Source organism: Micromonospora sp. NPDC048843 (assembly GCF_040649965.1).
GTDB classification, from domain to species: domain Bacteria; phylum Actinomycetota; class Actinomycetes; order Mycobacteriales; family Micromonosporaceae; genus Micromonospora; species Micromonospora hortensis.
Window position 1 is genome coordinate 17,609 of sequence record NZ_JBEZGJ010000092.1, and the last position, 11,612, is coordinate 29,220.

An 11,612-nucleotide genomic window follows, 5' to 3' on the forward strand; every position below is an offset into this window, starting at 1 on the left:
TCAGGACACCGCGACGACCAGCATGATGTCGTGGTCCTGTACAGTTCCACCGGCGGCTTATGCCGCGTTACATCTTCGCGGGCCGAGCGCAGTGTGGCCCGCACACAGCCCCCGGACGTCCAGTCCTCCCGTACGTCTTGCAAGGAGTACCTCCGTGGCGAGCAACACCTCTAAGACCGCGCGCGCGTCCGTCCGGGCCGGCCAGGCTGGCCAGGGTGGCGCCCTCAGCGTGCTGGGCGAGTTCAAGTACCTCATCCCGCTCAACGGCGGCAAGCACGCCTACGTGCGGAACCTGACCAACGGCAAGACCGCGCACCTGCGCACGGACTCCGACGCCTTCGTCGAGGAGATCCGCGTTCTGGCCGCCGCCGGCCACGCCGCCAAGATCCGGGCGGAGATCAACAACCTGGCTGCCACCCACCCGGGTGACGGCTGGGAGGCCACCGAGAAGCGCCTGGTCGCGGCCGGCGTCTTCGAGGGCTGAGCCCTCCCCCACCGCACCAACGAGACCGCCCGCTGGGACTTCCCGGCGGGCGGTCTCGCATGTCCGGCGGCCCGGGTCAGCCTGGATCGAGCAGGGCGACCTCGCCGGTGGCCAGGTCGTAGAGGCCGCCGACCACTGCCACCCGGCCGGCGGCCACCGGCCCGGCCAGCAGATCGTCCTCGCGCAGGGTGCGCACCGTGCGCCGGACGTGCCGGCGGATCGCCAGCGGCTGCACCGCCGGATCGTGCAGCCCCGCCTCGGTGACCGCCGGGGCGATCTCGTCCACCAGGTGCGCCAGCGACCCACCGGGACGCTGCCCGGTGCGCAGCGCTTCCACAGTGGCCTGCACCGCGCCGCACCGCTCGTGGCCGAGGACCATCACCAGCGGTACGCCGAGCTGGCCGACCACGTACTCGATCGAGCCGCAGACCGCGCGATCGAGCACGTGCCCACCGGTACGGATCACGCAGATCGCGCCGAAGGTCTGGTCGAAGATCGCCTCCAGCGGCACCCGGGAGTCGATGCAGCCCAGCACCACCGCGTACGGCTGCTGGTCGCCAGAGGCCGCAGCGGCGGCAGTGACGTCGTGTCCGTGCACCGGCTGGCCGCTGACGAACCGCCGATTCCCGGCGAGCAGGTCGGCCAGCGCGGCGCGGGGCGTGCCGCCGGCCTGCCGCCCCTGCCCCGACGTCGCACCCATGGGCGCTCCCGACGACCCCATGCCGTTCAGCTTGGCCCGCCGCCGTCCGGCACGGGCGAGGTCGGGAATGTTCGCCACGGCGCGATTGGCGTGGTGTCATGGCGGGTAGCCCATGTTACCGCCGGGTATCGGAGGTGCTGGTGGTACTGGGCGGCCCTGGGGAGGTGGCGATGCCGGAGCGGTTCGAGGTCGGCCTGCCGGACGGCGTACGGCTCAACGTCGAGGCGACGGGTCCGACGGACGCCCAGGTCACCGCCATCCTGCTGCACGGCTGGACGCTGGATGGGCGCGCCTGGCACCGGCAGGTCGACGCGCTCACGGCACCGCCGTTCGGCGGTGCGGTGCGGGTGGTCGCCTACGACGCGCGGGGGCACGGCCGGTCCAGTTGCATGGCGCTGCCCACTGCCACAGTGGCCCAGTTGGGTGACGACCTGGCGGCGGTGATCGACGCGGTCGCGCCGACCGGCCCGGTGGTGCTTGTCGGGCACTCGATGGGCGGCATGACGATCATGGAGTACGCCCACCGCCATCCCGCGCACTTCGCCGCCCGTACCGCCGGCCTGGTCTTCGTCTCGACCACCGCCGAGGGGCACACGCACACCGTCTACGGGCTCTCGCCGCGGATCGCCCGGTTGATCCGGTTGGCCGAGACGACCGGCGCCGGCGTGCTGGCCCGGTGTGGCTCGTGGCGCGCGCCCCGGGCACTGCTGAACGCGCTGCAACCGAGCATCCGGTGGATGCTCTTCGGTGACCGCTGCGAGCCGGCCGACATCCGCCTGGTGACGTCGGCGGTGGCTCGGGCCTCGCTGCGCTCGATCGGCGGGTTCCGCGCCTCCATCGGCACCCAGCACCGACTGGACACCCTCGCCGCGTTGGCCCACCTGCCGGCCGCCGCCCTGGTCGGTGACCGCGACCGGCTGACCCCACCACCGTGCGCCGAGTCGATCGCGGCGGCCCTGCCGGCCACCGAGCTGACCGTCTGCCCGGGTGCCGGGCACATGCTGATGATGGAACGTCCGGACGAGGTCAACGCCGCGCTGACCGGCGTCGTGCGGCGGGTGCTCGCCGAATCGCCGCCGGCCCACAGTGGCGCGTCGCCGCCGGCTCACAATGGCGCGACCCCCGCCGGGACGGGTGCCTGAGCACGTTCGCGCACCTCGGGCGCGGCGGGTCGCGCCCAGGGCCGTACTCTTCTCGGTTGGCCCGCGCGGTTCCCGCTGCCTGCCGGCGACCTCTGAAGGAGCGTGCGTTGACCGACCAGACCGGCCTGGAGCAGGAGATCGCCGTCGAGCAACGACACCTCGACCGGGTGTACGCCCGACTGGCCGAGCTGCGGCAGTCGGCCGTCCGCGCCGAGCGTGACGGCTACCGGATGGCCCGGGTGGGCACGCACGGCGCCCTGGTCGAGCGCGACGCGATGGTCTTCCACGCGGCGCAGCGGCGGCACACCCTGGACGCCGAGCACGAGGGGCTGGTCTTCGGCCGGCTGGACCTGCTCGACCGCCAGGTGCTGCACGTCGGGCGACTGGGGATCCGCGACGAGAACGCCGTCACGCTCGTCGTCGACTGGCGCGCGCCGGCCGCGGCCGCCTTCTACCAGGCCACCCCGGCGCAGCCGCTGGACGTGGTGCGGCGCCGCACCATCCAGTCCCGCGCCGAGCGGGTCACCCGGATCGAGGACGACCTGCTGGACCCGACGGCCGCCCCGGAGGGGATGACTGTCGTCGGTGACGGCGCGTTACTGGCCACCCTGTCCAAGGCCACCGGCCGGGGCATGCGCGACATCGTGGCGACCATCCAGCGGGAGCAGGACGAGGCGATCCGCTCCCCCGGCTCCGGCGTGACGATCGTCGCGGGCGGCCCAGGCACCGGCAAGACAGCTGTCGCCCTGCACCGGGCCGCGTTCCTGTTGTACTCCGACCGCAGCCGCTACGCCGGCGGCGGCATCCTGGTGGTCGGCCCGTCGTCGGTCTTCGTCGAGTACATCGGTTCCGTGCTGCCGTCGCTCGGTGAGGACACCGCGACCCTGCACTCGCTGGGCACCCTCTTCCCGGGGATGACCGCCACCCGCCCCGACCCGCCCGAGGTGGCGGCGGTGAAGGGCTCGCTGCGGATGCGCCGGGTGCTGGAGCGGGCGGCCCGCGACGCGGTGCCGGGCGGCCCGGGTGAGCTGCGGCTGCTCTACCGCGGCACGCTGCTGCGGCTGGACCGGGCCGCGCTGGACCGGATCCGGGACCGCGCGCTGCAACGCGGCGCACGACGCAACGAGGTGCGCCGGACCGGTTTCGACGGGGTGTTCGCCGCGCTCTGGGCGCAGGCCCGTGAGCTGAGCAGCGGTCGGCTTCCGGAACAACCGGCGTTCGAGGCGGAGATCGCCGAGCGGTCGGAGTTCCGGGAGTTCCTCAAGGCATGGTGGCCTCGGCTGCACCCCCGGCACGTGCTCGGCTGGCTGGCGCAGCCGGACCGGCTGCGCCGGTACGCCGGGGGGATCCTCTCCTCGGCGGAGATCCGGCTGCTCAGCGCCGCGTACCGGAGTCTGGACTCGGCCGGGCTGACCATCGCCGACGTGGCACTGCTGGACGAGTTGGACGCGCTGCTCGGTAAGCCCGCACAGCCGGCCCGCGCGCGACGCGATCCGTTCCAGCTCGCCGGCGGCGTCCGTGAGCTGAGCACCCTCGGTGAACGGCAGCGGGCGGCCCGCGCGGCGGCCCGGGAGCGTCCGGAGGACTACCGGGACTACGCGCACGTGGTCGTGGACGAGGCGCAGGACGTCTCGCCGATGCAGTGGCGGATGATCGGTCGTCGCGGCCGGCTTGCCTCCTGGACGGTGGTGGGCGACCCCGCGCAGACCGCGTGGACCGGCGACCCCGACGAACTGGACCGGGCCCGGGACCAGGCGCTGGGCCGGCGCAAGCGACACGACTTCACGCTCACCACCAACTACCGCAACTCGGCGGAGATCTTCGCGGTGGCGGCGGCGGAGATCCGTCGGCTCTACCCGGACCTGCCGCTGCCGACCGCCGTCCGCTCGACCGGGGTGGAGCCGGTGGAGCTGGTGGTGCCCGCGACGGAGTTGGAGACCGCGACGGTGGAGGCTGCCGCCGGCCTGCTGGCCGAGGTGGAGGGCACGGTCGGGGTGATCACGCCGGTCCCCCGCCGGGACGAGGTCGCCGGGTGGCTCGGCGCGCTCGGCGCGCCGAGGTTGCAGGTGGTGACCAGCCTGGAGGCCAAGGGCATGGAGTACGACGGGGTGGTGCTGGTCGCCCCGAGCGAGATCCGGGCGGATCCGGGTGCCGGCGTGCGCACCCTGTACGTGGCGCTCTCCCGGGCCACCCAGCGGCTCACCACCATCGACCCGACCGGCTGACGTGTGCGGACTGCCGCCAGCGGAAGGCCCTGCCCGTACACTTGCACACATAGCGATGTGAGCATACATTTGACCGGGTCCCGACCAGCGGCGGAAGGTGGTTCTCGTGGGCGCAGGTCATGACCACCACCATGGGTCCGTCGCCAATGCCGCACACCAGCACCGAGGTCGACTCTGGGCGGCGTTCGGGTTGCTCGCCACCCTGATGGTGGTCGAGGCGGTGGCCGCCCTGCACACCGGCTCGCTCGCCCTGCTCTCCGACGCCGGGCACATGTTCACCGACGTGCTCGGCATCGGGATGGCGCTCGCCGCCATCACGGCGACCCGGCGGGCCACCGGCGACCCGCAGCGCACCTTCGGGCTCTACCGGCTCGAGGTGCTCGCCGCGCTGGCCAACGCCGTCCTGCTCTCCGGCGTCGCGATCTACGTGGTGATCGAGGCGATCCGCCGCTTCGGCGACCCGCACCAGGTCATCGCCGGCCCGATGCTCGCGGTGGCAGTGCTCGGCCTGCTCGCGAACATCGCCGCCTTCGCGCTCCTGCGCGCCGGAGCCCGGGAGAGCATCAACCTCCAGGGCGCCTACCTGGAGGTGCTCGGTGACCTACTCGGCTCGGTCGGCGTCATCGGCGCGGCGCTACTCATCACCGTCACCGACTGGTGGTGGGCCGACCCCCTGGTCGCGGTCGCCATCGGCGTGTTCATCCTGCCCCGCACCTGGCGGCTGGCCCGCGCCGCCATCCGCATCCTGGTGCAGGCCGCCCCGGAGCACCTCCAGGTGACCGCGGTGCACGACCGGCTCGCCGCCGTCCCCGGTGTCGTCGAGGTGCACGACCTGCACGTCTGGACGCTCACCTCGGGCATGGAGGTGGCCTCCGCTCACCTGACCATGGCACCCGGCGCGGAGGTCGGCGCGGTGCTCACCGCGGCCCGTACGGCCCTGCACGACGACTTCCGCATCGAGCACGCGACGTTGCAGATCGAGCCCGGCGCCGCTTCTGGAGCCTGTGGCTCCATCGAATGGTGACGGCGCCGTAATTTTCCGTGGCGACGCACGCACCGTCCGTCACATCGGCTGCAGCGGCCCCACCCGCACCGGTAGGCTCGGTCCCGGCCTCCACAAGGCGGCGCCCTCCCGGCGCCGGTGGCGGTCGCCGCCTAATCGCCCAACTGGGCGAACCGGGGAACCATGTTCCTGGGGTGCATCCGCGTCAGCGGTAGGGATCTTCCGTCCCGAACCCGTCAGCTAACCCGGTCGGCGGCTGACGGAAGGACATGCGCAGTGGCACCAGCACGACCACCCGCCGCCCGACTGGCGGCCCTGATCGTCGCGATGTTCGCCCTCGGCGTCGCGCTTCCGGCCGGCACCGCCTCGGCCGCTCCCCCGACCGGCCTGCGGGCCGCCGCACCCGACTCCGACGAGGAGGGCGGCACCCCGGCGTTGCGGGCCCAACTCGAGGCGGCCAGCAAGGGCTACCTGGACGCGAAGCGCGCCCTGGACACCTCGGTGCAACGGCAGAAGCAACTCGCCACCCAGCTGACGACCATCGAGGGTGAGATCGACCAGCGCAACGGCAAGGTCGGCGAGATCGCCGAGGTGGCCTACCGCACCGGTCGGCTCGGTGCGATGTCGGCGCTGCTCAACAGCAACACTCCGGAAGGCTTCATGGACCGGGCAGCCGCGCTGGACGCGGTGGCGGCCAACGAGGACCGGGTGCTGCGCGACCTGCTGAACAGCAAGGACAAGGCCAACCGCACCCGGGTCGCCCTGGACGGTGAGATCAACGAACAGCGCAAGCAGGTCGCGGTCATGGCCAAGCGCAAGGAGCAGGCCGAACGGGCCCTGACAGTGGCCACGACACCCAAACCGCAGACCACAGCCGACGCCGGCTCCAACCGGGGCACCTCCAGCGCCAACGCGAAGGCCGCACCGCGCAACTCCGACGGCTCCTGGCCCTCCGAGTCGTGCAGCGTCAACGACCCCACGCCGGCCAACGGCTGCATCACCCCACGCACCCTGCACGCGCTCAACCAGGCCAAGGCCGCCGGATTCACCCGCTACGTCTCGTGCCACCGCCCCAGCGGCTCCGGCGAACACCCGAAGGGCCGGGCCTGCGACTTCGCGGCGCAGAAGGGCGGCTTCGGCGGGAACGCCACAGGCGGCGACAAGACGTACGGCAACAACCTGGCCGCGTACTTCATCCGCAACGCGGACCGGCTCGCCGTGCTCTACGTGATCTGGTACAGGCAGATCTGGCTGCCCAGCAGCGGGTGGAAGTCGTACAGCGGGGCGCACGGCACCCCGTCGACCGACCACACCAACCACGTACACCTGTCGGTCTACTGACCCACGCGTCGTGATGCCTGTGAGTCGTGTGCTGGCTCGCAGGCATCACGTGTGTCCGGGGCCGGGCTACGTCGCCGGGCGTACCCCTGATGTCGTCGCTCGTCGGACGACCCGGCAGCGGTCGGCGGGCAGCATCGCGGTATGCCTCGGATCCGACCCACCACCCGCAAGGCGCTGCTCACCCTGCACCTCGTCACCTCGCTCGGCTGGCTCGGCGCCGACCTGGTGCTGCTCACCCTCGGCATCGCCGTCCAGCGGGGCGCCGACCCGGCGGTGGTCTATCCGGTCACGGCCCTGGTCGGCACTGTGCTGTTCGCGCCGCTGAGCGTCCTGGTCTGGCTGATCGGAGTCGCCAGCTCGCTGCTCACCCCGTGGGGCCTGCTGCGCCACCGCTGGGTGCTGGTCAAGCTCGTGCTCACCACGGTGATGGTCGGGCTGGTGCTGTTCCTGCTCACCCCGAACCTGCGTCACGCCGGAGCGGTCGGTGCCGCCCTGCCCGCCCGGGATCGCGCCGACCTGGTCATCGCGCCGGCGGTGTCGACAAGCCTGATGGTCATCGCGACGGTGCTGTCCACCTACAAGCCGTGGGGCCGGCGTTCCGCCACCCGACCGGCCCGCACGAGCCGTGATCGCGCCGCAACCACGATCTAGACGCCACCCCCGCTGAGCACGTCGCACCAAGCGCAAGCGATCTGCCCTGCTCCGCGATCTTGCACTTACTGTCCCGACATATGGGGCATTACGCCGATATAGACAACCGAAACTGCAAGATCGACGCGGCGGGGCGGCGGGCGGGGCGATGCGGCGCGGCGCGGCGCGGGTCAGGTGGGGTTTGGGGGGGTGCTGGTTTGGTCCAGGGCCGCGCCCAGGCGGGTGGCTAGGGCTAGGTGAGCGGCCTGGGCCTGGCGGAAGGCGTAGCGGAACAGCGGCGTCGGCGCGGTCAGGGTGATCTCCACGTCGATGCGGACCAGGCCGTCCGGCTCGGCGCGCAGTCGGGTGTGGTTTCGCACCGTGGTGGCCGGCCACTGGCGGGCCACCATGACGATCTCGTCGGCCTCGCTGATCAGCACGTCCGCGTGGTAGGTGGTCCGGAAGCGCAGCGGACCGGCCGCCAACCGGTCGTTGATCGTATAGCTGGCCTGGGCGCCGGGCCGGGGCGGCACCCGGCGAACCCGCACGATCAGCGGATGCAGCTCGCCCTGCCGGGTCAGGTCGCTGAGCAACGCTGCCGCCTCGGCGGGTGAGCACCGGGCCTGGACGGTGTAGCTGAAGGTATCGCTGCTGAGCACACCGTCTCCCGCCGTCGTTTGGTCGCCCGATCGTCCCGTACCGATGTCTGGCTGGCAACGCCCCCGCGCCCTCAGCGCCGCGCCGGACCGGGCCGATGCGCCGACCTGCCACCATCTGCGCCATTAAGGTCGGTTAGTGCGAAACCTTCCCGAAGATGCCGAAGGGCGGCCAGCATGAACGGCGACGACCAATGAGTGGGCACGTGATGGTCTTCGCGCCCACTCCACAGCTGACGGTGACTGTGGACCAGCCCAACGACCACCCCGAGCTGCACCTGCACCCTGGCGGACAGGGTGTCTGGCAGGCCCGGATGGTGATCTCCCTCGGAGTCGACGTGGTGCTCTGCGCCGCCCTCGGCGGTGAGATCGGCCAGGTGCTGGAGCCGCTGCTGGTCAGCGAGGGCGTGGACCTCAAGGTGGTGGTCCGTGACTCCGGCAGCGGCGGGTACGTGCACGATCGCCGCGACGGCTCCCGGCAGGAGATCGCCGACGTGCCCGGGCAGCCGCTGAGCCGACACGAGATCGACGAGCTGTACAACCTCGCCCTCGGCGAGGGCCTGCGGGCCTCGGTGAGCATGCTCAGTGGGCCGAACGAACCGTGGCTCGTACCGGCCGACCTGTACCGACGCTTCGCCGCCGACCTCGGCGCGAACGGCGGCCGGGTGGTGGTCGACCTCTCCGGCGATCACCTCGGTTCGGTGCTGGAGAGCGGCGTGTTCTTCCTCAAGGTGAGTCACGAGGAGTTGATCCGCGACGGCCGCGCCCGCAGCGACGACACCGAGGAGCTGACCCGGGCCATGTACGAGCTGCACGCGGGCGGCGCCGAGACGGTGGTGGTGAGCCGCGCCGACCAGCCGGCGTTGGCGCTCATCGACGGGGAGCTGTTCCAGGTCGAGATGCCCCGGCTGGAGGCCGCCGACCCACGCGGCGCGGGCGACTCGATGACGGCCGGAGTGGCGGCCGTCGTGGCCAGGGGCGGGGACATTCGGACCGCGATCCGCACCGGCGCCGCCGCTGGTGCGCTGAACGTGACCCGGCACGGCCTGGGCACCGGACGGCTGGACTCGATCACCGGCCTGGTGGACCGGGTCCGGCTGGTGCCGGCGGACAGCCGGCAACAGGAGCGGACGACCCCTGACGAGTTGGCCGGCCGGGTGGTCGAGCGATGACACTCCGGGTGTTGATCACCAACGACGACGGGATCGCCGCGCCGGGCATCCAGGCGCTCGCCTGGGCCGCCCGGCAGCGGGGTCTGGACGTCGTGGTGGCCGCGCCGATGGAGGAGGCGAGCGGCACCAGCGCCGCGATGAGCGCCATGGAGCGCGACGGGCGAGTCGTCGTGAACGACCACCCGCTGCCGGACCTGGCGGGTGTGCCGGCGTACGGGGTCGCCGGCTCCCCGGGCTTCATCACGCTGATCGCCCTGCACGGGGCGTTCGGCCCACCGCCGTCGGTGGTGCTCTCCGGGGTCAACCGGGGCGCCAACGCCGGCCGGGCGGTGCTGCACTCCGGCACCGTGGGCGCTGCCTTCACCGCAGCTACCAACGGCTGCCGGGCGATGGCGGTCTCCCTGGACGTGCTCTCCGCCGGCGAGGCGACGGCCGCGAGCGGTGGCGCAGCAGTGGACGCCGCTGCCCGGGTACGCGACGCCGAACGGCACTGGGGCACCGCCGCGCGGGTCGCCCTGGACCTGCTCCCCCGTTTGACCTCCGCGCCCATGGAGAGCGTGCTCAACGTGAACACCCCGGACCTGCCACACGGGCAGCTGCGCGGGGTGCGGCGCGGCACCCTGGCCAGCTTCGGTCAGGTGCAGATGACGGTGGCCGAATCCGGCCACGGGTTCGTTCGTACCTCGCTGGAGGAGCCGGGGCAGGCCGCGCAGCCGGGCACGGACGTGGCGTTGCTGGCCGCCGGGTACGCGTCGGTGACGGCCGTCCGAGCGGTCACCGAGGCGACCGACATCGACCTGACCGGCCTGGACGAGCAGCCCTGACGGGGATGCCCGGCGCGCTCAGGCGCCGGGCAGCACCTCGGGGGTGGCAGCGCCGGCGAAGTAGGGCTCCGGGGCGCCGAAGAGACCGAGCAGGCCGGTCACCCAGAGCTGCCGGTGCACGAACCGGCTCGGCTCGGTGACCACCAGCTTGACGTCGCTGACCTCGGCTGTCTGGAAGCCGGCGACCATGGCGCTGATGCCGACCGAGTCGATGAAGGTGACCAACCTCATGTTGAGTTCGATGCGCAGAGGGCGGCCCTTGGCCAGCACCTCGGCGATCGCTTCGCGCACCTCGTACGCTGTGTCGACGTCGATCTCACCCCGTGGGGCGATCTCCACGACACCACCGGACAGAACCGACTTCACGATCGACAGGCTCACGCGAGCACCTCCACCCGCCCGTCCCCCGGGCGCCTCATCAGTACGCGGGCCGCGACCGAGAGTATTCCTCCGACGGCCTCGGTCGCCACCCCTCGGGATGAGCAATTCGCGGATCCGGGCCCACAAAGCCACCCATATCCGCACTTTTCAGTATCTGATTACTCAAGACTTTTCGTTATCTGACCATCGACGATCGGTCGTGACCGGCCCGCCGCCGAACCAGGGTAGCGGTCCGGACCCGGCGCGCCCGACAACCGGCCACGACGGACGCCTGCCCCGTGTGCCGTCGGCGTGTCGCCCACCGTCGGCCGGCGCGACTCGCGTCCCGGTTGCCGACGCGCCCTAGCATCGGCCGGGACACCACCGCGACGGAGAGGATCTTCAATGATCAAGCGACTTGCCGGGCTGGCCGGCGTCGGTGTTCTGCTCGCCCTCGTCCTGGCCTGCGGTTTCGGTGGCGGGGGCGACGATGACGACGATGACGACGACTTCGCCCGAGGTGTCGCCGTGTCAGCGGTGCGCTGATTCGGTGGCGCGCCGGGTTCCGGCGCGCCGAGCTACCGGTGCTCCGCGGAGGTCGGGGTTTGCGTCCGGCTGACGCGGGGCACTGCGGGGTAGGCGACACCGTGACGCGCTGGAAAGACGCCGAAGTCCGAAGTGGCCGGCGGCTTCGGCACCCGAGGAGGTAACCACGATGTTCGGAACCAACCTGCTGGACCGCCGCAGCAAGCCGGAGCGGATCGCAGACCAGGCCTGGGAGCACCTACTCTCGGCCGTCAGCTACGCCGGAGACAGTGTGCGGGACACCGCCCGCTCGGCCCGCCAGAACAGCAGCGATCTCGCCGACGGGGCGGGTGACCTGGTGGGATCCGCCGCCGAGGAGGCGCGACGACGCGCCTCGCTGGCCTTCGACGCGCTCGCCGGCCGCCAGCCGGCACTGCCCTGGACGCTCCTGATCGCCGGGGTGGTGGGCCCGGTCCGGTCCACCCGGAAATAGCAGGCGCCGGTCCAACCGGTGGCGTCTGTGCCATCCGTGCCGCGCATCCGCCAGTTG

13 protein-coding genes and 1 riboswitch are annotated in these 11,612 nt (G+C 72.2%); of the genes, 10 read left to right on the plus strand and 3 right to left on the minus strand.

From position 1 onward, the window contains the following. Nucleotides 1-154 precede the first annotated feature (154 nt). Complete coding sequence (locus AB0C20_RS21335; protein ID WP_030330285.1) at nucleotides 155-484, plus strand: hypothetical protein; 330 nt, start codon at nucleotides 155-157, stop codon at nucleotides 482-484. A 76-nt stretch (nucleotides 485-560) separates the two neighbouring features. Here the strand turns inward: AB0C20_RS21335 and AB0C20_RS21340 are convergent, their stop codons facing one another. Further along, the gene (locus AB0C20_RS21340) at nucleotides 561-1,184 is read right to left on the minus strand and encodes a carbonic anhydrase (protein WP_357181629.1); all 624 of its coding nucleotides are present in this window, start codon (nucleotides 1,182-1,184) and stop codon (nucleotides 561-563) included. 170 nt (nucleotides 1,185-1,354) lie between these two features. Here AB0C20_RS21340 and AB0C20_RS21345 point away from each other — a divergent pair, with 170 nt between their 5' ends. The 5 genes from AB0C20_RS21345 (at nucleotide 1,355) to AB0C20_RS21365 (ending at nucleotide 7,546) form a co-directional block, all read left to right on the plus strand. Further along, a complete protein-coding gene (locus AB0C20_RS21345; RefSeq protein WP_357181271.1) occupies nucleotides 1,355-2,326 on the plus strand; it encodes an alpha/beta hydrolase in 972 nt (323 codons plus the stop codon). A 107-nt stretch (nucleotides 2,327-2,433) separates the two neighbouring features. Beyond that, on the plus strand, nucleotides 2,434-4,551 hold the full coding sequence (locus AB0C20_RS21350; RefSeq protein ID WP_357568584.1) for an AAA family ATPase: 2,118 nt from the start codon (nucleotides 2,434-2,436) through the stop codon (nucleotides 4,549-4,551). A gap of 106 nt (nucleotides 4,552-4,657) precedes the next feature. Further along, a complete protein-coding gene (locus AB0C20_RS21355; RefSeq protein WP_357181278.1) occupies nucleotides 4,658-5,575 on the plus strand; it encodes a cation diffusion facilitator family transporter in 918 nt (305 codons plus the stop codon). A 118-nt stretch (nucleotides 5,576-5,693) separates the two neighbouring features. Beyond that, a riboswitch (cyclic di-AMP (ydaO/yuaA leader) is annotated at nucleotides 5,694-5,825 on the plus strand. A 56-nt stretch (nucleotides 5,826-5,881) separates the two neighbouring features. Further along, entirely contained in the window at nucleotides 5,882-6,895 is a 1,014-nt protein-coding gene (locus AB0C20_RS21360; RefSeq protein ID WP_357181632.1) for a hypothetical protein, read from the plus strand. 141 nt (nucleotides 6,896-7,036) lie between these two features. Then, entirely contained in the window at nucleotides 7,037-7,546 is a 510-nt protein-coding gene (locus AB0C20_RS21365; RefSeq protein ID WP_357568585.1) for a hypothetical protein, read from the plus strand. 170 nt (nucleotides 7,547-7,716) lie between these two features. Here the strand turns inward: AB0C20_RS21365 and AB0C20_RS21370 are convergent, their stop codons facing one another. Beyond that, complete coding sequence (locus AB0C20_RS21370) at nucleotides 7,717-8,184, minus strand: SRPBCC family protein (RefSeq protein WP_357181284.1); 468 nt, start codon at nucleotides 8,182-8,184, stop codon at nucleotides 7,717-7,719. A gap of 191 nt (nucleotides 8,185-8,375) precedes the next feature. On the opposite strand from AB0C20_RS21370, the gene AB0C20_RS21375 reads away from it, so the two are divergent. Both AB0C20_RS21375 and AB0C20_RS21380 read left to right on the plus strand, forming a co-directional pair. Further along, complete coding sequence (locus tag AB0C20_RS21375) at nucleotides 8,376-9,353, plus strand: PfkB family carbohydrate kinase (RefSeq protein WP_357181287.1); 978 nt, start codon at nucleotides 8,376-8,378, stop codon at nucleotides 9,351-9,353. Beyond that, a complete protein-coding gene (locus tag AB0C20_RS21380) occupies nucleotides 9,350-10,177 on the plus strand; it encodes a 5'/3'-nucleotidase SurE (RefSeq protein ID WP_210783405.1) in 828 nt (275 codons plus the stop codon). The genes AB0C20_RS21375 and AB0C20_RS21380 overlap by 4 nt, the downstream gene beginning before the upstream one ends. A gap of 18 nt (nucleotides 10,178-10,195) precedes the next feature. On the opposite strand, the gene AB0C20_RS21385 is transcribed toward AB0C20_RS21380, so the two are convergent. After that, nucleotides 10,196-10,558: an STAS domain-containing protein gene (locus AB0C20_RS21385; protein ID WP_030330302.1), complete on the minus strand. Its 363-nt coding sequence runs from the start codon at nucleotides 10,556-10,558 to the stop codon at nucleotides 10,196-10,198. 384 nt (nucleotides 10,559-10,942) lie between these two features. Here AB0C20_RS21385 and AB0C20_RS21390 point away from each other — a divergent pair, with 384 nt between their 5' ends. Both AB0C20_RS21390 and AB0C20_RS21395 read left to right on the plus strand, forming a co-directional pair. Then, entirely contained in the window at nucleotides 10,943-11,083 is a 141-nt protein-coding gene (locus tag AB0C20_RS21390) for a hypothetical protein (protein WP_167457621.1), read from the plus strand. 169 nt (nucleotides 11,084-11,252) lie between these two features. After that, nucleotides 11,253-11,555: a hypothetical protein gene (locus AB0C20_RS21395; RefSeq protein ID WP_357568586.1), complete on the plus strand. Its 303-nt coding sequence runs from the start codon at nucleotides 11,253-11,255 to the stop codon at nucleotides 11,553-11,555. Nucleotides 11,556-11,612: the final 57 nt, after the last annotated feature.